Below are 25,196 nucleotides of genomic sequence, written 5' to 3' on the forward strand. Positions count from 1 at the left end.
ATAAAAAGGGGTGCTGATCATTGGAAAAACGTATTGTTTGCTTAGCGGGTGACGGTGTTGGACCAGAAATTATGGAGAGTGCCAAGGAAGTGCTGCACATGATAGAAAGATTGTATGGACACCATTTTTATCTACAAGATGAACAATTTGGAGGGGCTGCGATTGACTCGTTTGGGCAACCATTACCGTCAAGGACATTGGCAGCATGTTTAGCAAGTGATGCGGTATTATTAGGTTCGGTTGGTGGACCACGCTGGGACGAAGTGAAAGATAGACCAGAAAAGGGGTTGCTTGCGCTTCGAAAAGGACTTGGTGTATTTGCTAATGTTCGTCCTGTTACTGTGGATGCAGCGACTGCCCATTTATCACCACTAAAGGCGGCTGATGAGGTGGATTTTGTTGTCGTTCGTGAATTAACGGGTGGGATATATTTTTCCTTTCCAAAAGAAAAAACTGAAGAGGTAGCGACAGATACACTCACTTATCATCGTCATGAAATCGAGCGTATTGTTTCTTACGCTTTCCAATTAGCAAGTAAGCGCCGTAAAAAAGTCACTTCTATTGATAAAGCAAATGTTTTGGAGTCGAGTAAGCTTTGGAGAGAAGTAACAGAAGAAGTAGCACTTCGTTATCCGAATATTGAACTTGAACATATTTTAGTAGACGCAGCTGCGATGGAATTAATTCGTAATCCGGGCCGGTTTGATGTCATTGTAACAGAAAATTTATTTGGTGATATTTTAAGTGATGAAGCTTCTGTATTAGCAGGGTCGCTCGGGATGCTTCCATCAGCAAGTCATGCGGAGAACGGACCTTCGCTGTATGAACCAATCCATGGATCAGCACCAGATATTGCCGGGGAAAATAAAGTGAATCCAATTGCAATGATGCGTTCAGTTGCGATGATGCTCGGACAATCTTTTGATTTAAAAAGAGAAGGAGAAGCAATCGAAGAAGCAATTTCCGCAGTCCTTCGATCTGGTAAATGTACAGCTGATATAGGTGGAAATGAAACAACATCTTCTTTTACAAAGTATGTACTACAAGAAATGGAAGAACAAGCGTTAGTAGGGAGAGGGAGATAATGACGAAAAGGTTACTAGATAAATTGTGGGAAAGACACGTTGTTACAACAAATGAAAATGGATTAGATTTACTATATATCGATCTTCATCTCGTACATGAAGTGACATCGCCGCAAGCCTTTGAAGGCTTGCGGCTTGCCAATCGGAATGTTAGGAGGCCAGATTTAACATTTGCAACGATGGATCATAATATTCCAACAAAGGATGTTTGGAATATTACAGATCGTATTGCGAAGCAACAATTAGATACGCTTCGTGAAAATTGTAAGCAATTTAACATTCGGTTAGCTGATATTGATGATGAAAATCAAGGGATTGTCCATGTTATTGGTCCAGAACTTGGACTAACGCAGCCGGGAAAGAGCATTGTATGTGGTGATAGTCATACGGCAACTCATGGAGCCTTTGGAGCGCTAGCATTTGGAATTGGTACAAGTGAAGTAGAGCATGTATTAGCCACTCAAACATTATGGCAACGAAAGCCAAAAGCAATGGGAATCGAACTAAAAGGGAAAATGCCAAAAGGAGTGTATGCCAAAGATATTATTTTACATCTTCTTGCTACATATGGAGTAGCATTTGGAACTGGATATGTGATGGAGTTTTACGGAGAAGCAATTGTAGATATGGAAATGGAAGAACGCATGACACTTTGTAATATGGCGATTGAAGGTGGGGCGAAAGCAGGGATTATTGCACCAGATGAAAAAACATTTGCTTATGTAAAGGAGCGCGAGTATGCACCGGAAAAGTTCGACTCAGCAGTAGCGAATTGGAGGGGGCTCTATACTGAGCCAAATGCAATATACGATACTTGTATTTTAGTAGATGTTACTAAACTAGCTCCATATGTAACATGGGGAACAAACCCAAGTATGGGCATGCGTATCGATGAACAATTGCCAGAAACACGTGATAAAAATGATGAACGAGCTTTTGCATATATGGGACTCCAGCCAGGGAAAAGTGCATTTGAAATTCCGGTTCAGCATGTATTTATTGGCTCTTGTACAAATTCTCGTTTATCAGATTTAGAAATTGCCGCAGCCGTTGTAAAAGGAAAAAAGGTAAAAGAAGGGGTGCGGGCACTTGTAGTGCCAGGATCTAAAAGAGTACGAAAAGCCGCGATGGAAAAAGGACTGCATCGTATATTTGAAGAAGCAGGATTCGAGTGGAGAGAGCCTGGGTGTTCTATGTGTCTCGGGATGAATCCAGATCAAGTGCCGGAGGGGGAACATTGTGCCTCTACTTCCAATCGGAATTTTGAAGGACGACAAGGGAAGGGTGCAAGAACACATTTAGTTAGTCCTGCGATGGCAGCGGCCGCAGCGCTTTATGGTCATTTCGTTGATGTGAGAAAGGAGAGTTACGATGGAGCCATTTCGTATTCATAAAGGAACTGTTGCTGTACTCATGAACGATAACATTGATACAGATCAAATCATTCCAAAACAATATTTAAAGAGGATTGAACGAACGGGTTTTGGGAAATTTTTATTCGATGAGTGGCGTTATGAGGATGACAGGCAAGAGAATCCGGATTTTCCATTAAATGCACCTGAGCGAAAAGGAGCAAGTATACTTATTACAGGTGAAAATTTTGGCTGTGGTTCATCAAGAGAGCATGCGCCATGGGCACTTGCTGACTATGGATTTCGTGTTATTATTGCGGGGGGATTTGCAGACATTTTTTATATGAATTGTACAAAAAATGGCATGCTGCCAATCGTTATGGAAAAAGAAATGCGTGAAAAACTAGCAGCTGTTGATCCAAGAGATGTCATAGAAGTTGATTTAGAGAACGAAGTGATTATAACCTCGCGACATCGTTTTCATTTTACAATTGAAACGATGTGGAAAGAAAAGCTATTAAGTGGCTTAGATGAAATTGGAATCACGCTTCAATATGAACGAAAAATTCAAGAATATGAACAAAAAATAGCTCGCTAATTTTTTTAGCGAGCTGTCATAAAAAAATATATAAGGTCCTAATTGTATTTACATTCTGAATTTTGTGTTATATACTATGTGAAAACAAGAGGAGAAAGGGAGTAAGGATAATGTCTAAACTACAATCTGTTAATATGCTTACACAACTACATCATCATACATAAACCCTTGAACCTAGCGTGAACAACGTGTAGGTACAAGGGTTATTCCCGTTGTACCTACACCCTAAAAAGGGCCTTGTAGGTATTTTTTCTACAAGGCCCTTTTTATTTTGTTCGTGATTGCTATGATGGACCATACACTAAAAGGGGAAGTCTACTGATGGGAGCTTAAAGGAGTGTGAATTGGTATGACAAAATGGAAGCGAGCAAATCCAGATGGAACAAGAGATTATGTATTTGAAGAGTGTACGTTAATAGAAGAAGTTGAACAAAAATTACGACGTACTTTTTTAGAAAGGGGTTATGAAGAAATTCGGACACCCACGATTGAATTTTATGATGTTTTTGCTTTTCGTAATAGACCGATAGATGAAGAGAAAATGTATAAATTTTTTGATCAGCAAGGGCGGATTATCGTTTTGAGACCTGATATGACAATTCCTCTAGCAAGGGTAATGGGAACGCTCAGAGAGGATTTGGCTCTGAAACTAACATATAGCGGGAATGTATTTCGAGCAAACGAATCATTATCTGGAAAATACAATGAAATCATTCAAACAGGGATTGAAATCATTGGGATTGATAATATACGTGCTGAAATTGAATGTATCGTCAGTGCAATCCATGCTCTTCAAGCTGTAGGGGTTCAATCTTTTACAATAGAATTAGGGCAAGTTCAGTTATATAAGTGTATTGTTAAAAAACTATCATTTGGAGAAGAAGAGGAGTCGCTCTTACGTACGTATATTGAAAGTAAAAACTATGCAGAGCTATCCCGTTTTTTACAAGAAAAGAATTTAGATCGAAGTGATGAAACAGTACAGTTACTTGAAAGGTTACCAAGGTTATTTGGAAACCTTGAAGTGATTGAAGAAGCGGAAAAGCTCGCTTCAAATTATGAGATGAAGCAAGCAATTATGCGGGTAAAAGAAATCTATAAAACGATTGAAAAATTAGGATATGGTTCATATATATCAATTGATCTCGGGATGATTCAACATTTGCATTATTATACAGGAGTTATTTTTAGAGGTTATATATATGATGTTGGAGGAGAAATCGTGAGTGGCGGAAGATATGATGAATTACTTGGTAATTTTGGAGAACCAATGCCAGCGGTTGGGTTAGCTGTACAAGTAAATCAAATTGTACGGACATTACAAGAGCAGCAAAAACCATTCCAGCGAAAAAAATTAGATATGCTCATTCATTATTCTTTGGAAATGATAGCCGAAGCAGAAAGGTTACGTGGATTACTGCAGAAAGATGGATGGAAAGTAGAACTATCTATGTTTGAGAATTTACAAGATACATTTCAGTTTGCAAAGAAGAATGGAATTATAAAAGTAATTGAAGCGGCTGGAAAAGCATTAGTGGAATATGTGTGGAAAGAAAAATGGGTCATACAGAAAGAAGGAGAAACTTCATGCGTAACATTCAAATTGCGTTAACGAAGGGGAGACTGGAGAAACATGTCATTCCGCTATTTGAAAAAATGGGAATTGATTGTTCGGAATTGATGGATAAAGGAAGGAAGCTCGTATTCCAAAGCGCTAGTAGGAACGTTTCATTTATTCTAGTGAAAGCAGTAGATGTTGCGACTTATGTAGAACATGGTGTTGCAGATATTGGGATTGTCGGAAAAGATATTTTAATGGAATATGAGAAAGATATATATGAAATGGTTGATTTAGGTGTAGGGTGTTGCAAGTTCTGTGTTGCCTCTATCCCAACATATAATCCGAAAGGTTATCGAAAAAAGAGAATTGCTACCAAGTATCCGCATATTACTTCCAACTATTTTCGAGAAAAAGGAGAAGATATAGAGATTATAAAAATAGAAGGTTCTGTGGAAATAGCGCCATTGCTCGGATTAGCAGATGCAATTGTTGATATTGTAGAGACTGGAAAAACATTACAAGAAAATGGATTGATTGTATTTGAAGAAATGTATGCCATATCCGCTCGAATGATTGTGAATAAAGCTGCTTTAAAAACAAAAAAAGACGAAATATTCAATATTATCAATGGGATGGAGTGCGCAATTACTTCATCTAAATAAAAAAGGGGAATTGTAATGGAGATAATGTATGAGGATTATACAGAAGCACTGAAGAGAATAAAAGAGATAAGAGAACAGGCCAATATAATAGAAGAAACTGTACAGCTATGTGTAAGGGAAATTGTTAAACAAGTGAGAGAACGGAAAGATGAAGCATTAATTTCTTATACAAAGGCTTTCGATCATGTCGAGGTAAGAAAGTTTCGCATTCCAAAAAAAGAAATTGAAAAAGCGAGTAAATATGTAGATTTTTCGTTTCTAGAAGCATTGCAGGAAGCGAAAAAAAATATTATTTCATACCATGAAAAACAAAAAAGACAATCCTTTGTAGATTGTGAAAATGAAGGTGTAATTCGTGGACAATTCATTAGACCGTTACAAACGGTTGGCGTATATGTACCAGGAGGAACGGCATCTTATCCTTCATCTGTACTCATGAATGTATTACCTGCCAAAATTGCAGGGGTTCAGAAAGTTATCATGGTCACACCACCGGGAAAAGAGGGGGTAGATCCGCATATTTTAGCAGCTGCTGAGATTGCAGGTGTAGATGAAATTTATACAGTAGGTGGGGCGCAAGCGATAGCAGCATTAGCATATGGAACGGAATCGATTCCGAAAGTAGATAAGATTGTCGGTCCTGGGAATATATATGTGGCTTTTGCAAAGCGTGAGGTGTTTGGAGCTGTCCATATTGACATGATTGCTGGACCATCTGAAATCGTTGTAATTGCTGACAGAACTGGGAATGCGTCTTTTATTGCAGCAGACTTATTATCTCAAGCAGAGCATGATGTGAAAGCAACAGCGATTTGTATTACAACTTGTGCTGAATTGGCTAAAGAGATAGAAAAAGAAATACAAGTGCAACTTCAGGCATTACCAAGAAGGGAAATAGCTCGTGAATCAATAGAAAGAAATGGAGCGATTCTTGTTGTTCCTTCACTAGAGAATGCGTTTCAATTGTCGAATGAGATAGCACCGGAGCATTTAGAGTTACACATCAATGAACCGATGAATGCCTTGAGCTTTATTAAGAATGCCGGTTCGATTTTTATTGGTCCATATGCTCCAGAGCCACTTGGAGATTATTTCGCAGGCCCGAATCATGTATTGCCAACAAGCGGAACAGCACGTTTCTTTTCGCCGTTATCGGTTGATGATTTTGTGAAAAAATCAAGTTTTGTATCCTATACGAAAGAAGCGTTACAAAGTGTACAACATTATATTATAACACTCGCGGATAAAGAAGGGTTACATGCACATGCAAAAGCAATTCAAATTCGGTTTGAGGAGGAGAAATAATGCGTAGGGCAAGTCAAGTACGGGAAACGACCGAAACAAAAATTAAACTAAGTTTACAACTAGATGAAAGTACAAACGTTTTAATTCAAACGGGTGTTGGTTTCTTTGATCATATGCTAACTTTGTTTGCGAAACATGGGCGGTTTGGTTTACAAATTGAAGTAGAAGGTGATGTGTTTGTTGATGCACATCATACTGTTGAAGATGTTGGGATTGTACTTGGAAATTGCTTAAAAGAAGCATTGCAAAATAAAGAAGGTATTAACCGCTATGGAGCAGCGTATGTACCAATGGATGAAGCGTTAGGTTTTGTTGCGATTGATATAAGTGGCAGATCTTATCTTGTGTTTCAAGGTGAATTAAAGAATCCTAAATTAGGAGATTTTGATACAGAGCTGACAGAGGAGTTTTTCAGAGCGATTGCGCATGCGGCAAATATAACATTACATGCTCGCATTTTATATGGAAGTAATACGCATCACAAAATTGAAGCTTTATTTAAAGCATTTGGGCGTGCGCTACGTGAAGCAGTGGACAAAAATGAAAAAATCATTGGCGTAAATTCTACGAAGGGACTGTTGTAATTGATTGCCATTGTAGATTATGGGATGGGAAATATTCGCAGTGTTGAACAAGCGTTAACACGTATTGGGGCCGAGCATATTGTGACAGATGATAAAGAAAGAATATTGAAAAGTGATGGTGTGATTTTACCAGGAGTTGGAGCTTTTCCAAAAGCAATGATTGCCCTGCAGGAAAAAGACCTTGTTTCAGTGATTCAAGAAATTGGGGTACAAGAAAAACCGCTCTTTGGAATTTGTTTAGGAATGCAACTTTTATTTGAAGAGAGTGAAGAGATAGAGAGAACAAAAGGGTTAGGTTTGTTACCTGGAGTGATCAGAAAGTTGGAAGTTCCTTATAAAATACCGCATATGGGCTGGAATCAATTAAAGAAGAAGCGGGAAATTGAGTTGTGGAATGAGGTTGAAGATGGTTCATTTGTGTATTACGTTCATTCTTATTATGCAGATTGTCCGAATGAGGTTGTATGTGGCATTAGTGACTATAAAGTTGATATTCCAGGATTTGTTGCGAAAGGGAATATATTTGGAGCGCAGTTTCACCCTGAAAAAAGCGGTGATATCGGGATACAAATGTTAAAAAATTTTAAAGGAGTGGTAGAATCATGGAGATCTTCCCGGCTATCGATTTAAAAAAAGGACGATGTGTTAGGCTGTATCAAGGAGAATTTCAAAAGGAAACGGTTATGAATGAAAATCCAGTTGCTCAAGCATTACTGTTTGAAAAGTTAGGAGCAAGAACATTGCACATTGTTGACCTTGATGGAGCAGTTGCTGGTCAATCGATGAATCTTTCCGTAATTGAAGATATATGTAAAGCGATTCGGATTCCGGTTCAAGTAGGTGGAGGAATACGTTCTATTGAAACGATTGAAATATTACTGTCAGTAGGAGTAGAAAAGGTTATTTTAGGAACGGCAGCATTGCATGATCGCCCTTTTTTAGAAGAAGCAGTTCGTTTATATGAGGAAAGTATTATCGTTGGTATTGATGCGAAAAATGGTTACGTTGCAACGAGAGGTTGGCTAGATGTGTCTGAAATTTCTTATATTGAACTTGCGAAGAAAATGGAGAGTGCCGGTGTACAAACAATCATTTTTACCGATATTGCAAAAGACGGTACGTTAGAGGGACCGAACTTTAAGCAATTACAATTACTACAGAAGGAAGTGGATATTCGTATTGTTGCATCGGGCGGAGTTTGCTCATTGCAAGATGTGCAGAAATTAAAAGATATGAATGTATATGGTGTTATTATCGGAAAAGCACTATATGAAAACACAATTGATTTAGAACAGGCATTGCAGGTGACAAAGATATGTTAACGAAGCGAATTATTCCATGTTTAGATGTGAAAGGTGGCCGAGTTGTAAAGGGTGTGAATTTTGTAGGATTACAAGATGTGGGGGATCCTGTTGAAATAGCTGATTTGTATAATCAAGCAGGTGCAGATGAAATTGTTTTTTTAGATATCACTGCTACGCATGAAGGAAGAAAAACGATTGTGGATGTTGTAGAGAGAGCGGCAGCAAAAGTGTTTATCCCACTTACAGTTGGAGGTGGCATTTCATCGGTTCAAGATATGTATACGTTACTAAGAGCAGGTGCGGACAAAATTTCAATTAACTCAGCGGCAGTGCGAAATCCAAAGTTAATTCAGGAGGGAGCCGAACATTTCGGTTCGCAATGTATTGTGGTCGCAATTGATGCAAGAGAAGTAAAAGAAAATAAGTGGAATGTATATGTAAACGGTGGACGGATTGATACGGGAATCGATGCTGTAGGGTGGGCCAAACAGGTAGAACAATTAGGTGCTGGTGAAATTTTACTTACGAGCATGGATGCGGATGGGACGAAGGATGGTTATGATCTTCGTTTGACAGAAACAATTTCACAAGCGGTTTCGATTCCAGTTATTGCTTCGGGGGGATGTGGAAGTGCAGGGCATATTGTAAAAGTATTTCAAAAAACGTCAGTAAATGCTGCATTAGCAGCCTCTATTTTTCACTATGGTGAAGTAACAGTACAAGAGGTGAAGCGAAAATTACAAGAAGCGAAAATTGAGGTGAGATTATGATACCTGATTTTTCAAAAGGGTTGTTACCAGCTGTTGTTGTGGAAGAGAATACAAAAGAAGTTTTGATGCTAGCATATATGAATGAAGAGGCGTATAAAAAAACGTTGGAAACAAAGAAAACATGGTTTTATTCACGTTCTCGGCAAGCGTTATGGAATAAAGGGGAAACATCAGGGCATGTGCAGTATGTTCAAGCGCTCTATTTAGATTGTGACCAAGACTCGATTGTAATTATTGTTAAGCAAGTAGGACCAGCTTGTCACACAGGAGAGAAAACATGCTTTCATTATAAGATTATATAAGGGGGGAACTGAAGGTGGAAGACGTACTGAAGTCTTTATATGAAACAATTCAAATACGGAAAGAAAGTCCAATTTCGGAATCATATACAAATTATTTATTTATAAAAGGTGAAGATAAAATTTTGAAAAAAATAGGAGAAGAATGTACAGAAGTTGTAATCGCTGCGAAAAATGATAATAAAGAAGAACTTGTAAAGGAAATGGTTGATGTCATTTATCACTGTTTTGTTTTATTAGTTGAAAAAGATATCTCACTAGAAGATGTGTTAGAAGAAGTGAAAGAGAGACAAGGAAAGCTCTCAAAAATAGGGGAACGAAAAGAAATTGATACGTTATAAGGGGGAGAGCGTATGAAAGTAGATTATCACCTTCATTTAGAAGAGGGACCGTATTCGCTAGGCTGGCTGGCGAGGATAAATGAATCGATAGAATATTTTCAACCACTCAAAGAAAAAAAACATTCTATGAAGTGGCTTATGAAAACACAAGAACGTCTAAAAAAACGTGTGGAAGAAGGGCCATTTACAGCAGAATGGATTGATTTCTATTTAGAAGAAGCAATGCGGAAAGGAATAAAAGAAGTAGGGATTGTTGATCACTTATATCGCTTTCATGAAGCAAAGGAGTATTACGAGAAATATGTAGAGATTAGTGATTCAAAGCTTGGTCATTTGCAGAAAGAATGGCTAGATCAAGTTCGGGTAGCGTCGATTTATGATTTTACAACAGCAATCCAAGAGGCAAAGGAGCGCTGGAGAAAACGGGGAGTCGTGCTGCGCCTTGGAATTGAAGCTGATTATTTTATTGGTGGCGAGCGGGAGTTAGAAGGTTTGTTGGCATTAGGTGATTGGGATTACGTTATTGGTTCGGTACATTTTATTAATGGATGGGGATTTGATAACCCAGATACAAAAGAATATTTTGAAAACCATGATTTGAATGAATTATATGACGTATTTTTTGGAACGGTCGAAAAAGCAATTCATTCTAAGTTATTTGATATTGTAGCTCATCTTGATAATATAAAAGTATTTAATTATCGATTAGATGAAAATGTACAGATTCCATACTACGAAAGAATTGCTCAGGCCTTAGTAGAGACAAATACAGCAACGGAAGTAAATGCGGGGTTATATTATCGTTATCCTGTTCGAGAAATGTGTCCAAGTCCGCTGTATTTACAAGTATTAGCAAAACATAAAGTACCCATTACTCTTTCATCAGATGCTCATTATCCAAATGATTTAGGAAATTATGTTCGAGAAAATGTGAAAACATTACGTAATCATGGTATTTCTCATGTTGCTACATTTGAAAAACGGATGAGGAAGATGCAGTTGCTTGCAGAAGAAGCAACAACTGTTTCAAAGTAAAAAATGATTTTGTGATGAAAACCTTTCTTTTTGCTCAAAATAAGAAAGAATGATAAAGGAGGGTTTGAAATGCCAAAACAACAAAACAAGCAGAACTTGAAAGTAACAAATCAAAACTATACTTCTCAAACGAATGAGGAAGTCAATTCTGTAATCCAAGAACAAATTAGTGATACGGTAGCAGAAGGAACGATCGATGCGAAGCTTGGAAAACAATCTAGTGAAGAACAATAAGTAAAAGGGGAGATAGATATCTCCTCTTTTCTTATGAGCAAAAGTGTCAGTTTTCAGAACTGTAATCAAATTCCTTGGCTTTTTTAACTTAGATTTCTTACAATATAATATAGGGAAATTCCTATTTTTTAATAGAAGAGGTGCTTAGTAATGGCAAAAATATTAGTAGCGGGAAAAATTCCAGAAATCGGACTGAGACTATTACAAAATTATGATGTAGAAATGTATGATAAAGAAGAATTAATTCGTGCCGAAGAATTAGTAAAGCGGGTTAAAGATAAAGATGCACTGTTAAGTTTACTTTCTACAAAGGTAACAAAAGAAGTCATTGATGCAGCGCCTGATTTAAAAATTATTGCTAACTACGGTGCAGGTTACGATAACATTGATTACACGTATGCAGCAGAAAAAGGAATTGCGGTTACAAATACACCGAAAGTTTCAACAGAAGCAACAGCAGAGTTAACATTTGCCCTTCTTTTAGCTGCGGCAAGACGAATTCCAGAAGGAGATACAGTATGTCGTACAGTTGGATTTAATGGCTGGGCACCACTCTTTTTCCTCGGACGAGAAGTATATGGAAAGACAATTGGAGTTATCGGTCTTGGAGAAATTGGAAAAGCAGTTGCGAAACGTGCAAAAGCATTTGGAATGAATATTATCTACACAGGCCCAAATCGTAAGCTAGAGGTCGAGAACGAATTGGAAGCAACGTATGTAACGTTAGAAGAACTGTTACATACAGCAGATTTTATTACGATTAATTGCGCGTATAATCCGAGTCTCCATCATATGATTGATGAAGAACAATTTAAAATGATGAAGAAAACAGCATATATTATAAATGCAGCACGTGGTCCGATTATGAATGAACTAGCGCTTGCTCATGCGTTAGAGACGAATGAAATTGAAGGCGCAGCTCTTGATGTATTTGAGTTTGAACCGAAAATTACAGAGAGATTAAAGGGATTAAAAAATGTTGTTCTTACTCCACATGTTGGAAACGCAACGTTTGAAACACGTGACGCAATGGCTGAAATGGCAGTGCGTAACATTTTAGCTGTATTAGAAGGAGAAGAAGCATTAACGCCTGTAAATCAAAAGGAGCTAGTGACAAAATAAAGAGAAACCTTCCGACTTGGAAGGTTTTTCTTTATTTTTCTTTATTTGCTCGTTTTTTATGAGAAGGTCTTTGCCTAATAAATTGAGATAACATATACAAAATATAAAGTGGGACGGCGATGAATAAAAATACTGAAATGTTGCCAAAGCTTGTTTTATACATTGTATAAATAATTCCGATTAAAAAGAGTGTGACAATAATACTGTATCGTGGAATTGGCACATCTTTTAAACTTGGGATACGAATACGACTTACCATTAAAAATGCAAACGTTACAAATACTGTAATGAGGACAATTTTTGGAATGGTATGTGAAAATAGTGTTAAGAAGGCAACGAGTCCTCCTGCTGCAGTAATAGGAACGCCAGTGAAATACTTCATAGAAGTAGAGGAAGGCGTTACATTGAATCGTGCTAAACGATATGCTCCGAACAGAGGGAATAGTCCTGCTATGTATAGTCCGATAATTCCATAATTGGAAAAGGAAGTGTAGTACATTAAAACTGCAGGTGCAGCTCCGAATGTTACAACATCTGCTAGTGAATCAAGTTCTTTCCCCATTTGTGAATCCACACGTAATAAACGAGCTACCCGGCCATCAAGACTATCTAACATCATCCCGATTAGTACTAAAATAGCAGCTGGTTTATAATACCCTAAAGATGCATAGCCAATTGATAAAAATCCACTGTATAAATTTCCGAGCGTAAATAAGTTTGGAATTGCTGCTCTATACAAAATCTGATCCCTTGCTTTCTGTAATAAATTCTTAATTAGTGTATGAAAGTTTACTTATTTTATCATAACATAAATTTCTTACCACGGACGAAAAAATTACCATTTTGTGAAAGATTTCATAAAGTGAAATCGCATTCAGTGGTTTGATTCATTACGGTAAGCTTTCACGAGTAGTGTATCCTTCAACTACCTTTTTTAATTCTACTGAGAACTGAGACGAAGTACGGAGATTCTATATAAATCCATTTCGATTTTTCGACATATAAGTTACTGCTCCCTCACATAAAGATTAGGGTTTATGTCGATTTTTAAATTTGTATTTATATAATAAAGCCATCATGTGCATGAAAGGGGAAAGATTTAGAAAAAAGAAGCAACCTCAAATTGTTATCATTTGAGGTTGCTTTTAAAATTATTCAAATTTCGTTATCATTGTTCCGGTTTTGTATTTATTGTTAGGATCAAATCGTAATAAATCTCCATAAATAAGTTTATCAGAATAATTTAATTCTGTTTTTGTTTTTTCAATATACGGCTGACAAATAGCTGAATCAATTGGTTCACCTGTGCTCTTTTTATAGCACATATTTTTTGTATAAACATAATCGTTTGTTACGAAACTACCATCACGCATAATCATGAGTGGGTCTTCGTTTTTGATAAATAAATCAGTACCAAATTCAATCGATTGGTTTGTTTTGATCCCGAGTAAATGAAGCAATGTCGGTTTTATATCAATTTGTCCAGATACTTTGGAAATAACTTTTCCTTCTTGACCAGGAACGTGAATAATAAGTGGTACACGTTGCAATTGCATTGAATCAAATGGAGTTATGGATTCCTTACCAAGAAATTGTGCCATAGCCGCATTATGATTTTCAGAAATTCCGTAATGATCTCCATAAATCACAATAATTAAATTATCGTATAATCCCTCTTCTTTTAATCGATTAATAAATAGTTTAAGAGCTTCATCTGTATAGCGAACGGTTGGGAAATAACGATTTAGTACACCGCTCTCAGAATTATACTCATTAATATATTGATCTTCTGGATTTAGAAGAAATGGGAAATGATTTGTTAATGTAATAAATTTTGTATAAAATGGCTTTGGTAAAGATTTCAGTTTTGAAATCGATTGTTCAAAGAACTCTTTATCTTTCAATCCCCAACCGACAGACATTTGTTCTGTTCCGGTATAATCATTTAAGTTAAAGTAGCGATCGTATCCGAGTGCCGGGTACATGATATCCCGATTCCAAAATGCTTTATCATTCGAATGGAAGACAGCGGAATAGTATCCGTATTTTTTTAACTGCTCAGGAGTTGCTGTGTACTCATTGTTTGCATGAGTAAAGAATACAGAGCCACGATCTAATGGATAGAATGAATTTTCTACAATAAATTCGGCATCGGATGTTTTTCCTTGTCCAGTTTGATGATAAAAGTTATCGAAGTAATAACTATCTTTTATAAACTGATTTAAAAATGGAGTAATTTCTTTTCCATTAATTTTTTTGTTGATAACAAAATTTTGTGTTGACTCCATTGAAATTAAAATGACATTTTTCCCTTTTGCAGCCCCAAATAAATTTTTGTCAACTTTATTATCCTTTGAGTTCACGTAGTTCTTGATTTCAGAAAAACCATCTCCGCTTGCAAAAACACGCTCTGCAGAAGATTTAGACTGAAGTGTAATGTCGAATAAATGATAGGTATATAAACCTAGGTTTTTCACAACAGTTTCACGATCAAAAGAGCGTGAGAATAATTGTGGTTTATAAATGACAGAAACAACAATTTGTAATGCTAATAGAGCTGTTATACCACTGAAAAAGGTTCGTTTTTCAGCACGAGATAACGGAGTGTTATCACAAAAACTTGGGAATTTACGTGAAATAAACATTAGAATAATAGCATCTGCAAATAGAAGTAATGTTTTGTACGTAAAGAGTTCTTTAATACTTGTTCCTAGATCGGCCATGTTATTTGTTTGGAATAAAACAGGGAATGTGACAAAGTCATTATAAAATCCATAAAACATCGCGTTTCCAAATAAAATAAATGACAGCAAAAAGCTGATGCCAATAATAATTCGATTTCGATATTTTGATGCTAATAAAGCTAGGCCGAAAAATAAAAGCAATGAAACAATTGGATTAAACAAAAGCATCATTTCTTCGAAGAAGCTATCAATTTTAATATCGAAGGCTAGCTTGTACACAATATATGTTTTAATCCATAATAAAACGACTGCAACAAGTGCAAATCGTAATTTTGGAAACAAATGTTGTAGCATAATATACTCCTCTCCTACTATAAGTGACGGTTCTAGTGATTGTATTTCTAATGATAGAAGTTTCACTTTATATATACGAACTGTCGTTTATCTTTATGTACTATTATACGAAAACAAAACAGAATTGTGGATGGTTTTTATAAGAATTGGTTAGAAAAAGAGAAAACGGAGACAATAACAATATTGCATTTTGATACGGAGGTTATGATGAAAAAGTTATTTTGTTTCATATGTAGTGGTTTTTTATTATTTTCCACCCCTACAGTTTTCGCTGCTCAATATGATGCGCCGTTATTAGAAGATGCTCTGTATTCTGTTTTGTTTCCACAAATAAATACGGCGATTGAAAAGCACTATGGGAAACAAAAACCATATGATTGTCCAAAGATTGTGAGCATGAAAAAAATGTATAGTGGTACATATTTATTTCAAACAGTAATTGAAGTGACAAAATATGAAGCTGGTATAGGTGGAAAAGTACTTCCTCCATTTGAAAAAATAAGAATCACATTTAATAATGATGAGGGAGAATGGATTGTGAAAAAAATAGATATAAAGCGCTTACCGAATGATACGAAATTGAATTGTAAAAAACCAATATAAAAAATTGTTTGACAAATAATTTATTCATTTGGTATTGTTAATACCAATATAAGATATTTGAAAATTAAATAGACTTACCTCATCTACTCTCAAAGGTAGAGGCCGCGATAGGAAAGAGTAAGCTATGGGAGATTTAGTGGAATCTTTGATCATAGATTGAAAGGGACTATTGCCGAAATATAAGAATGACCACCTCATTCATATATTGGTACTACATTGAATAAATGTAGTACTGTCATAAAATTTTATTTTATGGAGAGCTATTTGGAGATGTTGATGCGGTTTCTTATTTGAGAAGATAACAACTCGTTTATTTTTTCATGATACATGATTCCTAATAAGAAACGCGTGTGAACATTGTTCCGCGCGTTTTTTGTTTATCCAAAAGCGTGCTGCAATGAATAGAAGAAGATTGGGGTTATAAGTTTTAGAGGAAATAAGGGAGGAATTCAAATGTATTTACACGGCACAAGCCGAATCAATGACCAAGGACACTTAGAAATTGGAGGATGCGATACAACGCAGCTAGCAAAACAATATGGAACACCGCTTTATGTATACGATGAGGCTGCTATTCGTGAAAAATGTCGCGCATTTCATCGTGCATTCCAGGAAAGTGGGTTCTCTTACCAAGTAGCATATGCAAGTAAGGCGTTCTTGTGCATGGAGATGTGCCGAGTAGCTCGTGAAGAAAATATGTCTTTAGATGTTGTTTCCGGGGGCGAATTATATACTGCTTTACAAGCTGGTTTTCCAGCATCACGTATTCATTTTCATGGTAATAATAAGACGGAAGAAGAGATTATAATGGCGCTGCGAGCAGGTATTGGTTGTTTTGTAGTAGATAATTTCTTGGAAATGGAAATATTACATGACTTAGCAGAGCGGTATGGAAAAATTGTAAATATATTAATTCGAGTTACACCTGGAGTAGAGGCGCATACTCATGAATATATTACAACAGGGCAAGATGATTCGAAATTTGGTTTTGGAGTTTCTACTGGTCAGGCAATGCAGGCGATTCAAGTAGCACTAGAGAAATCAAATTATAACGTGTTAGGTATTCATTCGCATATTGGATCGCAAATTTTTGAAACAGCAGGATTTGTTCGGGCAATTGAAGTATTACGGAACTTTTTAGAAGAAATCAGAAAGCAAACAGGCTATGTAGTAACTGTATTAAATGTTGGTGGAGGATTTGGAATTCGCTACACAGAGTCTGATACACCGCTTACGCTTGAAACGTATGTGCATGCTGTAACGAATGCAGTGAGGGAACAATTTACAAGAAAGAATTATCCACTCCCTGAAATTTGGATTGAACCAGGGCGTAGTATTGTCGGAGATGCAGGAACAACAATTTATACAGTAGGAGCTGTAAAAGATATTCCAGGTATTCGTAAATATGTGTCAGTTGATGGAGGAATGACGGACAACTTAAGACCAGCTTTATATGGAGCACGTTATGAGGCAATGCTTGCCAATAGAGGAAGAGAAAATGCCGAAGAGATTGTATCAATTGCTGGAAAGTGTTGTGAGAGTGGGGATATGCTTATTTGGGATATAGAACTGCCACAAGTTACTTCTGGAGATTTGTTAGCAATCTCTTGTACAGGAGCATATGGATATTCTATGGCGAATAATTACAATCGCATTCGCAGACCGGCTGTAGTATTTGCAAAAGGCGGGGCGTCACAAGTTGTTGTCGAACGCGAAACATATGAAAATATAATTGGGAACGATCGCATACGCATAAAAGAGCTTGTGTAATCAATAAAAAGGAGTTGTTCGAACTGGGCAACTCCTTTAAAAAAATAAAAAATATAAAATATATCGGAAAACTAGGATTGAAAAAAATCAGAATTATGATAAAATACAAATACAAAGCTTATCAAGAGAAGCGGAGGGAACTGGCCCTACGAAGCTCAGCAACCTGCTTATGGGAGCAAGGTGCTAAGTCCAGCAAAATGGCATCCATTTTGAAAGATAAGGTAAAATATATTACCGAACAGTCTTTTCGAAATGGGAAAGATTTTTTTTATGAATAAAAAGGGGGGCTGTTCGTGGGAGTGCGTGGACATTTTGACGAAGTAGCTGAAAAGATTCAAACGATGCTTGCGGATATGAAATATGGTTCTATTACAATTGTTGTGCAAGATGGAAAAGTGATTCAGCTTGAAAAAAGTGAAAAAGTACGCTTAAAGTAAAAAGCGCTGACTAGAAAAACTAGAGGCGGTTTTAACCTATTGTATTAGGTTAAAACCGCCTTTTTGCGTTACAGGGGGAAAAAACATGCTGACGTATGAAACATGGAAAGAGGACTTCATTTCTTTTTCTGAAGAAGGTGAAACAAAAGGAGCACTGCAAGTATTAGAGTGGGCTTATAACCATTATAAGGGTGAAATTGTATACGCGTGTAGCTTTGGTGTGGAAGGTATGGTTTTATTGCATTTAATAAACCAAGTAAATCCATCTGCTAAAGTTGTATTTTTAGATACAAACGTTCATTTTCAAGAAACATACGATTTAATTAAACGAGTGCGTGAAAGGTTTCCGGGTTTCGAAATTATTGAAAAGCAACCTTCGCTCACACTTGAAGAACAAGCAAAGAAGCATGGGAATAATTTGTGGGAGCATAATCCAAATCTCTGTTGTAAATTAAGGAAAATCTTACCCCTTGAAGAATCTTTATCGGGTGGAAAAGCGTGGATATCAGGGCTAAGGAGGGAACAGTCTGAAACGCGGAAATATACAAAGTTTATCAATCAAGACCATCGTTTTAAATCTATTAAAATTTGTCCGCTCATTCATTGGACGTGGAAGGAAGTGTGGCGCTACGTATATAAGCATAATTTGCCTTATAATCCATTGCACGACATTGGTTATCCAAGTATAGGGTGTGAAAAATGTACGTTGCCTGTAGGAGATGGAGAAGATTCAAGGGACGGACGGTGGGCTGGAAAGATGAAAACGGAATGTGGCCTTCATTACCAATAAGAACTGGATTGATTTTAAATATATATGAAAGAGGCGTACAAGGAAATGAGTAAAACAAATATATTAGTAAATCGCGTTGATGAAACGTATGAAATAAAGGGAATTACAAAAGAAATTGAATTAGACAAAATTGCGTTAAGTGATTTAGAGCTTCTTGCGATAGGTGGTTATAGCCCGCTTACTGGCTTTTTAGGGAAAGAGGACTATCAATCTGTAGTAGAAAAAATGCGTTTAGTAAACGGTGATGTATGGAGTATCCCTATTACACTACCAATAACGGAAGAAAGGGCGAAACAATTAAAAATTGGTGAAGAGGTTCGTCTTGTTAAAGAAGGAATCACGTATGGTGTTATTCAAATAGAAAATATTTTTACACCGGATAAAGAGAAAGAAGCATTGCTTGTTTATAAAACGACTGATATTGCCCATCCAGGTGTGAAAAAATTATATGATAGACCGAATATTTATGTTGGAGGAGCAATCACGCTTGTAAAGCGCTTTGAAAATGATAAGTTTGCTTCTTATCATTTAGATCCAAGCGAAACGCGTGCAGAGTTTGCAAAACGCGGCTGGAAAACGGTAGTGGGGTTTCAAACGAGAAATCCTGTTCATCGTGCGCATGAATATATTCAAAAGTCTGCACTGGAAATTGTAGACGGTTTATTTTTAAATCCACTTGTCGGTGAAACGAAATCAGACGATATTCCGGCTGATGTGCGTATGGAAAGTTATGAAGTGCTTTTGAAAAATTATTATCCGAGCGATCGTGTCTTTTTAAGTGTTTTTCCGGCAGCAATGCGTTATGCAGGGCCACGTGAAGCGATATTTCACGCACTGGTTAGAAAAAACTTTGGCTGTACACATTTCATCGTGGGGCGTGATCATGCTGGGGTAGGAAATTATTACGGTACGTACGAAGCGCAAGAGATTTTTGTGAACTTTACAGTAGAAGAGTTAGGGATTACACCGCTCTTTTTTGAGCATAGCTTTTACTGTAAAAAATGTGAAGCGATGGCTTCTACGAAAACATGTCCGCATAGTAAAGAAGAGCATGTTATTTTATCGGGAACAAAAGTAAGAGAAATGTTGCGAAATGGAGAGATACCACCAAGTACATTTAGCCGTAAAGAAGTTGTAGAAATATTAATTCGTGGTTTACAAAAAGAAGTCGTAACAAAATAAGGAGAGAGTAAGATGGGCGTAAATATAACTTGGCATACAGCATCTGTTTCAAAAGAAGAAAGACGAAAGAAAAGTGGTCACCACAGCTTTGTACTTTGGTTCACAGGGTTATCAGCTTCTGGAAAATCAACAGTAGCAAATGCGGTTGCTAGGAAATTGTTCGAAAAAAATATTGGGAATTATGTACTAGATGGCGATAATATTCGTCATGGTTTGAATAAAGATTTAGGATTTTCCGAAAGAGATCGGACAGAAAATATTCGCCGGATTGGTGAAGTGGCGAAGTTATTTGTAGATCAAGGGACAATTGTACTAACAGCATTTATTTCTCCATTTCGAGTGGATCGCCAGCAAGTAAGAGATATTCTCAAAAAAGATGAGTTTATTGAAGTGTTTGTAAAGTGTCCAATAGAAGAATGTGAGAAACGTGATCCGAAAGGACTTTATAAAAAAGCGAGACAAGGCGATATTAAGCAATTTACTGGTATTGACTCGCCGTATGAAGAACCTGTAGAGGCAGAAGTGGTAGTAGAAACACATCTTTATTCAATCGAACAATGTGCAGAACAAATTATCGGTTACTTACAAGAGCGTAGCTTTATATAGGGGGAATAAAAATGAGTTATGAAAAAGTGTGGGCAAACAATGAAAAGTTAAATGCTACAGAGAAAAAGAAATTAGAAAAAGACGGTTTAGAAATTTTTAAAGCTATCCCGTATTATGCTGAAAATGGGTTTGATTCTATTCCGAAAGAAGAATGGGATTCTTTTAAATGGGCAGGTTTATATTTACAGCGCCCAAAAGAAGCAGGGTATTTCATGATGCGTGTAAATATTCCTTCTGGTATTTTAACGAATGAACAAGTTGAAGTATTGGCTTCTATTGCAGAAGATTATGGTCGTGATGTTCTTGATATTACTACAAGACAGGCGATTCAATTCCATTGGCTTGAAATTGGTCAAATACCAGATATTTTTAATCGTTTAGAAAAAGTGGGATTATCAACAGCAGGAGCTTGTGGTGATATTACAAGAAATATTATTGGGAATCCTCTTGCTGGTATTGATGGTGATGAATTATTTGATACAGCACCAATTGTAAAAGAGGTATATGAGTTCTTCCAACATAATGAAGAATTTTCGAATTTGCCTCGAAAGTTTAAAATGTCAATTAGTACAAATGTATATAATGCAGCAAATGCTGAAATTAATTGTGCTGCTTTTACTCCAGCTACAAAAGAGATTGATGGAAAAATAGTGGAAGGCTTTCATTTACGAGTAGGCGGGGGATTATCTGCCCGTCCGTATTTAGCTCAGGAGTTAGATTTATTCATCCTTCCTGAGCAAGTGAAGTCGGTAGCGATTGCAATTGCTACAGTCTTCCGTGATTTCGGATATCGTGAAAAGCGACATTTAGCACGTTTGAAATTTTTAGTTGCTGATTGGGGTGCGGAAAAATTCAAAGAAAAATTATTAGAATATACAGAGCCTTTACACGATAAAGGAAACGATGCTTTAAAAGGGTGGAATGCAGGTTATTTCTACGGTGTTCATAAACAAAAACAAGGTGATTTATCATACGTTGGTTTTAACGTACCTGTTGGTCGCTTGCATTCTGAGGAGTTGTTTGAAATTGCTAGAATTGCGAAGCAGTACGGAAATGGTGAGATTCGCACATGTAATTCGCAAAATTTTATTATTCCCAATGTTCCCGAAGGAAACGTTGAGGCACTTTTACAAGAACCATTGTTTGAATCGATTTCAGCAAAACCAAAATCATTCATTGGATATGCAGTTTCTTGTACGGGAATTGAGTATTGTAATCTTGCATTGGTAGAAACGAAAGCACGCTTACGAAATATTGCCGACTATTTAGATACACAACTTGTACTTGATGTGCCGGTTCGGATTCATATGACGGGATGCCCGAATTCATGTGGTCAAAGGCAGATTGCCGATATCGGGTTACAAGGTGTGAAATTGAAGACGAAAGAAAAAGGAATTGTTGAAGCGTTTGAAATTTATGTAGGTGGTACCTTACTAGAGGGTGGTGTTTATAACCAAAAATTAAAAGGAAAGATTGATGGGGAAGACCTTCCAGATGTTCTTGTATCGTTTTTAACATACTTTAAAGAACATAAACTGCCAGCTGAAACTTTTTATGAGTTTACAGAACGCGTTGGAGTAGAAAATTTACAATCCGCGTTAAATACAATTTTAGAAGAAGTGATTGCATCTTAGGAGGGAACAATATGGATTTATATCGTTTTGAAGCAGTGTTGGCAAATGGTGTTGTTCCTGTAGTAGTTGTCGCACAAAGTGAGGAACAGGCATTTAGACTTGTTGAGGTAGAATTAGAGAAGTATTTTTTACCGCTGCCAGAAGTGAAGGAAATCTCTCTGCATGAAAAAAAGAAGATTCGCAAAGGTGCAGCATTTGTTATTCATGAGCAGGAGACATTGTAATACAAAATGACATCGATTTGAATAGTAACTTCCATTCGTAATAGGAATGGAAGTTTCACTTTATAGTAGAAATGAGGAGAGATGATGGGAAAAGTATATATTGTTGGTGCAGGGCCGGGAGATCCAGATTTAATTTCTGTAAAAGGGGTAAAGTGTATCGAGCGGGCGGATGTTATTTTATACGATCGTCTTGTAAATAAAGAACTACTTTCCTATGCGAAGCCAGATGCTGACTTAATATATTGCGGAAAACTACCAAACTATCACACAATGAAACAAGAAACCATTCACGCTTTTCTTGTTAAATATGCAAAAAAAGGAAAAATCGTAACGCGATTAAAAGGTGGAGATCCGTTTGTATTTGGAAGAGGTGGTGAAGAAGCAGAAGCGTTAGCGAAGCATGGTATTCCGTTTGAAATTGTACCTGGTATTACAGCAGGAATAGCTGCTTCTGCATATGCGGGGATTCCTGTAACGCACCGGGATGCGAGCGCAAGTTTTGCAGTTGTGACAGGGCACCGAAAAGAAGGTGCTGAAGAAGAAGTGAAGTGGGAAAACTTAGCGAAAGGTGTCGACACGCTTGCTGTTTATATGGGGGTAAGCAATCTCCCTTATATATGTGAACAACTTTTGAAATATGGAAAAGGAGAAAATACGCCAGTGGCTATTGTGGAGTGGGGAACTACACAATCTCAGCGAACCATTACAGGAATGTTAGGAACAATTGTAACGCTTGCTGAAAAAGAACAGGTCCAAAATCCGAGTATGATTGTAATCGGAGAAGTTGTTCGTTTCCGTGAAAAAATTCATTGGTTTGAAAAACAGGCGGACATTACGTATCCTGTAAGCGGAGTGTTATAAAATGAAAGCTGTATTATATGTATGTCACGGAAGTAGGCTAAAAGAGGCAAAAGAGGAAGCGGTAGGTTTTGTTTCTGCTTGTATGAACCATGTATCAGCTTCTATTCAAGAACTATGTTTTTTAGAATTAGCACAGCCTGATATTTCAGAAGGATTTGCTAATTGCGTAAGAAGAGGAGCAACAGAAATTGTCGTTGTTCCTGTTTTTTTATTAGCAGCAGGGCATGTGAAAGAAGATATTCCCAATGAACTCCAAAAAATGCAAAATAAATATCCTCACATTGCAATTACTTACGGAAATCCGTTTGGTGTTTCAGAATCACTCGTATCCGCTACGTGTGAGGGGAGCGGTATTAAAGAGTATGAAAGTGGGGTAACCTTGTTGCTTGTGGCAAGAGGGAGTAGTGATCTTGAGACGTTACAAGATATGAAACGTATTGCTTCTCTGTTTGAAAAAGAGGAGAAAGTTAAAAAGGTAGAAGTATGTTATTTAGCTGCGGCAGAGCCTAGGTTTGAGGAGAAATTAAAAGAAGTTGTAGAACGAAAAGAGGAGAATGTTGTCATTCTACCTTATTTGTTATTTACAGGCTTATTAATGAGACACATTGAGAAGGAAGTACGCGGATACCATTCTACGAATATATATGTAAGTCCTTATTTAGGAAAAAACCGTGTATTTCAAGAAATGCTAATCCAGAAAACGGGAGAAATATTAAGGGGAGATGAGTATGTATCCACTTACAGTACGAATTGAAAAGAAACGTGTTGTTGTCATTGGCGGTGGTAAAGTGGCATCATTTAAAATCGCTCCTTTATTAAAAGAAGGAGCGGATATAGTTGTAGTGAGTCGTGAATTAGATGCGAGTTTAGTAAAGCTTGTAGAATCGAAGCAAATTCGTTGGTTTCAAAAAGATTATGAAAAAGAGGATTTAGAAGGTGCTTTTTTAGTAGTGGCAGCTACAAGTGATTCAATAATAAATGAATCTATTGCAAAAGATGCATCATTAAACCAGCTTGTTAATGTAATTACCAACCCTGAAAGCGGAAATGTTCATTTTCCGGCAGCTATTCATCGAGGAAAGCTCAATGTTGCTGTTTCTACTGGGGGGGCAAGTCCAAAACTTGCGAAAAAAATTCGGGATGATATTGCTGCGAAATATGATGAGACATACGGAGAATATCTTGAATTCTTATATGAAGTGAGAATGAAAGTGAAACAATTGCCATTAGAAAAAAGAAGGCAGAATATTTTATTGCAAGAAGTGTTGAAGCTTGAGTATATTCAAAACGAGCAGAAAAGAGAAAGGTTTTTACAAGAGTTAGATATACAGGAGTATATAGAATAGAAAACACGCGTTGTAGAAAAAAGAAATAAAATCGAATTCTTTCTTTTTTGGTGGAAGAGAGCATCCGTTCATCCAGCATGAACGGGCAGTAAGACCTCCACCTCAAGATTCAAAGAGAAACGAGGAAGATAGGTGGGGGATCAACTGTCCATAAAACCCGTTTGGTGAGGGTTAATAATCAATGGGGAATAGAGCCCCACTGATTAAAGCTTCATTTTATATAGCTAGATAAATTAAATTCTTCTTTACAAATATAGCAATCTACTCTATAATCACAAGTAACTTCAATAGATGAAATCGATGAGCAAGAAGAGTACGTATATTTGATGCGTTCAGAGAGCTGGGATAAGGTGTGAGCCCGGTACGATAAAATATACAGAATGGGCTTGCGAGAGGTATGCTGAACAGATTAGTAGGCAACCCGGGTTCCGCCGTTACAAGGATAGGGTATCG

The 25,196-nt window shown here is 36.9% G+C and carries 28 protein-coding genes, 2 riboswitches and 1 other annotated feature (1 of these 31 only partly in view); of the genes, 26 read left to right on the plus strand and 2 right to left on the minus strand.

Annotated elements, in window-relative coordinates; genetic code table 11:
* Window positions 1–20: 20 nt before the first annotated feature.
* From leuB to KFD70_RS12945, 15 genes are all read left to right on the plus strand, one after another.
* Window positions 21–1,085, plus strand: coding sequence for a 3-isopropylmalate dehydrogenase (gene leuB, locus KFD70_RS12875; RefSeq protein WP_336452685.1), 1,065 nt, complete (start codon window positions 21–23; stop codon window positions 1,083–1,085).
* Complete coding sequence (gene leuC, locus KFD70_RS12880; RefSeq protein ID WP_336452684.1) at window positions 1,085–2,479, plus strand: 3-isopropylmalate dehydratase large subunit; 1,395 nt, start codon at window positions 1,085–1,087, stop codon at window positions 2,477–2,479. The genes leuB and leuC overlap by 1 nt, the downstream gene beginning before the upstream one ends.
* A complete protein-coding gene (gene leuD, locus KFD70_RS12885; protein ID WP_336452683.1) occupies window positions 2,457–3,035 on the plus strand; it encodes a 3-isopropylmalate dehydratase small subunit in 579 nt (192 codons plus the stop codon). Before leuC ends, leuD begins: the two co-directional genes overlap by 23 nt.
* Before the next feature lie 349 nt (window positions 3,036–3,384).
* The gene (gene hisZ, locus KFD70_RS12890) at window positions 3,385–4,647 is read left to right on the plus strand and encodes an ATP phosphoribosyltransferase regulatory subunit (protein WP_336452682.1); all 1,263 of its coding nucleotides are present in this window, start codon (window positions 3,385–3,387) and stop codon (window positions 4,645–4,647) included.
* On the plus strand, window positions 4,623–5,258 hold the full coding sequence (gene hisG / locus KFD70_RS12895; RefSeq protein ID WP_336452681.1) for an ATP phosphoribosyltransferase: 636 nt from the start codon (window positions 4,623–4,625) through the stop codon (window positions 5,256–5,258). Before hisZ ends, hisG begins: the two co-directional genes overlap by 25 nt.
* A 15-nt stretch (window positions 5,259–5,273) precedes the next feature.
* The gene (gene hisD, locus KFD70_RS12900) at window positions 5,274–6,563 is read left to right on the plus strand and encodes a histidinol dehydrogenase (protein WP_336452680.1); all 1,290 of its coding nucleotides are present in this window, start codon (window positions 5,274–5,276) and stop codon (window positions 6,561–6,563) included.
* A complete protein-coding gene (hisB, locus tag KFD70_RS12905; protein ID WP_336452679.1) occupies window positions 6,563–7,147 on the plus strand; it encodes an imidazoleglycerol-phosphate dehydratase HisB in 585 nt (194 codons plus the stop codon). Before hisD ends, hisB begins: the two co-directional genes overlap by 1 nt.
* Window positions 7,148–7,777 (plus strand): imidazole glycerol phosphate synthase subunit HisH, encoded by a 630-nt coding sequence (gene hisH / locus KFD70_RS12910; protein WP_336452678.1) that lies wholly within the window; start codon window positions 7,148–7,150, stop codon window positions 7,775–7,777.
* Window positions 7,750–8,469: a 1-(5-phosphoribosyl)-5-[(5-phosphoribosylamino)methylideneamino]imidazole-4-carboxamide isomerase gene (gene hisA, locus KFD70_RS12915; RefSeq protein ID WP_336452677.1), complete on the plus strand. Its 720-nt coding sequence runs from the start codon at window positions 7,750–7,752 to the stop codon at window positions 8,467–8,469. The genes hisH and hisA overlap by 28 nt, the downstream gene beginning before the upstream one ends.
* Entirely contained in the window at window positions 8,463–9,221 is a 759-nt protein-coding gene (gene hisF, locus KFD70_RS12920; protein ID WP_336452676.1) for an imidazole glycerol phosphate synthase subunit HisF, read from the plus strand. Before hisA ends, hisF begins: the two co-directional genes overlap by 7 nt.
* Window positions 9,218–9,523 carry a phosphoribosyl-AMP cyclohydrolase gene (gene hisI, locus KFD70_RS12925; RefSeq protein ID WP_336452675.1) on the plus strand — a complete coding sequence of 102 codons (306 nt, stop codon included), beginning with the start codon at window positions 9,218–9,220 and terminating at the stop codon, window positions 9,521–9,523. Before hisF ends, hisI begins: the two co-directional genes overlap by 4 nt.
* A gap of 14 nt (window positions 9,524–9,537) precedes the next feature.
* Window positions 9,538–9,861, plus strand: coding sequence for a phosphoribosyl-ATP diphosphatase (hisE, locus tag KFD70_RS12930; RefSeq protein WP_336452674.1), 324 nt, complete (start codon window positions 9,538–9,540; stop codon window positions 9,859–9,861).
* Window positions 9,862–9,873: 12 nt separating this feature from the next.
* Window positions 9,874–10,896, plus strand: coding sequence for a histidinol phosphate phosphatase domain-containing protein (locus tag KFD70_RS12935; protein ID WP_336452673.1), 1,023 nt, complete (start codon window positions 9,874–9,876; stop codon window positions 10,894–10,896).
* Between the two features lie 69 nt (window positions 10,897–10,965).
* Window positions 10,966–11,130, plus strand: a complete 165-nt coding sequence (locus tag KFD70_RS12940; protein WP_336452672.1) for a DUF4025 domain-containing protein — start codon at window positions 10,966–10,968, stop codon at window positions 11,128–11,130.
* Between the two features lie 150 nt (window positions 11,131–11,280).
* Window positions 11,281–12,252, plus strand: a complete 972-nt coding sequence (locus KFD70_RS12945; RefSeq protein ID WP_336452671.1) for a 2-hydroxyacid dehydrogenase family protein — start codon at window positions 11,281–11,283, stop codon at window positions 12,250–12,252.
* 31 nt (window positions 12,253–12,283) lie between these two features.
* Here KFD70_RS12945 and pssA read toward each other — a convergent pair whose 3' ends face one another.
* The gene (gene pssA / locus KFD70_RS12950) at window positions 12,284–12,991 is read right to left on the minus strand and encodes a CDP-diacylglycerol--serine O-phosphatidyltransferase (protein WP_336452670.1); all 708 of its coding nucleotides are present in this window, start codon (window positions 12,989–12,991) and stop codon (window positions 12,284–12,286) included.
* A gap of 412 nt (window positions 12,992–13,403) precedes the next feature.
* Window positions 13,404–15,290, minus strand: coding sequence for an LTA synthase family protein (locus KFD70_RS12955; RefSeq protein WP_336452669.1), 1,887 nt, complete (start codon window positions 15,288–15,290; stop codon window positions 13,404–13,406).
* Window positions 15,291–15,497: 207 nt separating this feature from the next.
* Here KFD70_RS12955 and KFD70_RS12960 point away from each other — a divergent pair, with 207 nt between their 5' ends.
* The 11 genes from KFD70_RS12960 to KFD70_RS13010 all read left to right on the plus strand — a co-directional run bounded on the left by KFD70_RS12960 (window position 15,498) and on the right by KFD70_RS13010 (window position 24,743).
* Window positions 15,498–15,893: a DUF3888 domain-containing protein gene (locus KFD70_RS12960; protein ID WP_336452668.1), complete on the plus strand. Its 396-nt coding sequence runs from the start codon at window positions 15,498–15,500 to the stop codon at window positions 15,891–15,893.
* 88 nt (window positions 15,894–15,981) lie between these two features.
* A riboswitch (Lysine riboswitch) is annotated at window positions 15,982–16,164 on the plus strand.
* Between the two features lie 182 nt (window positions 16,165–16,346).
* Window positions 16,347–17,663 carry a diaminopimelate decarboxylase gene (lysA, locus tag KFD70_RS12965; RefSeq protein WP_336452667.1) on the plus strand — a complete coding sequence of 439 codons (1,317 nt, stop codon included), beginning with the start codon at window positions 16,347–16,349 and terminating at the stop codon, window positions 17,661–17,663.
* 115 nt (window positions 17,664–17,778) lie between these two features.
* Window positions 17,779–17,886: riboswitch (SAM riboswitch) on the plus strand.
* A 70-nt stretch (window positions 17,887–17,956) separates the two neighbouring features.
* Complete coding sequence (locus KFD70_RS12970; protein WP_003196202.1) at window positions 17,957–18,100, plus strand: YezD family protein; 144 nt, start codon at window positions 17,957–17,959, stop codon at window positions 18,098–18,100.
* 85 nt (window positions 18,101–18,185) lie between these two features.
* Window positions 18,186–18,890, plus strand: a complete 705-nt coding sequence (locus tag KFD70_RS12975) for a phosphoadenylyl-sulfate reductase (protein ID WP_336452666.1) — start codon at window positions 18,186–18,188, stop codon at window positions 18,888–18,890.
* A 45-nt stretch (window positions 18,891–18,935) separates the two neighbouring features.
* Window positions 18,936–20,072, plus strand: coding sequence for a sulfate adenylyltransferase (sat, locus tag KFD70_RS12980; RefSeq protein ID WP_336452665.1), 1,137 nt, complete (start codon window positions 18,936–18,938; stop codon window positions 20,070–20,072).
* A gap of 12 nt (window positions 20,073–20,084) precedes the next feature.
* Window positions 20,085–20,678 (plus strand): adenylyl-sulfate kinase, encoded by a 594-nt coding sequence (cysC, locus tag KFD70_RS12985; RefSeq protein ID WP_336452664.1) that lies wholly within the window; start codon window positions 20,085–20,087, stop codon window positions 20,676–20,678.
* 11 nt (window positions 20,679–20,689) lie between these two features.
* On the plus strand, window positions 20,690–22,312 hold the full coding sequence (locus KFD70_RS12990) for a nitrite/sulfite reductase (protein WP_336452663.1): 1,623 nt from the start codon (window positions 20,690–20,692) through the stop codon (window positions 22,310–22,312).
* Window positions 22,313–22,323: 11 nt separating this feature from the next.
* Window positions 22,324–22,536, plus strand: a complete 213-nt coding sequence (locus KFD70_RS12995) for a DUF3906 family protein (RefSeq protein ID WP_174099554.1) — start codon at window positions 22,324–22,326, stop codon at window positions 22,534–22,536.
* 84 nt (window positions 22,537–22,620) lie between these two features.
* Window positions 22,621–23,397, plus strand: a complete 777-nt coding sequence (gene cobA, locus KFD70_RS13000; protein ID WP_336452662.1) for a uroporphyrinogen-III C-methyltransferase — start codon at window positions 22,621–22,623, stop codon at window positions 23,395–23,397.
* A 1-nt stretch (window position 23,398) separates the two neighbouring features.
* The gene (locus KFD70_RS13005) at window positions 23,399–24,151 is read left to right on the plus strand and encodes a sirohydrochlorin chelatase (RefSeq protein ID WP_336452661.1); all 753 of its coding nucleotides are present in this window, start codon (window positions 23,399–23,401) and stop codon (window positions 24,149–24,151) included.
* Window positions 24,126–24,743: an NAD(P)-binding protein gene (locus KFD70_RS13010; protein ID WP_336452660.1), complete on the plus strand. Its 618-nt coding sequence runs from the start codon at window positions 24,126–24,128 to the stop codon at window positions 24,741–24,743. Before KFD70_RS13005 ends, KFD70_RS13010 begins: the two co-directional genes overlap by 26 nt.
* 291 nt (window positions 24,744–25,034) lie before the next feature.
* Window positions 25,035–25,196 (plus strand) — a binding site (T-box leader); it runs 85 nt beyond the window's last position.

The sequence above is a fragment of the Bacillus pfraonensis genome (genome assembly GCF_050768835.1).
GTDB lineage: Bacteria > Bacillota > Bacilli > Bacillales > Bacillaceae_G > Bacillus_A > Bacillus_A pfraonensis.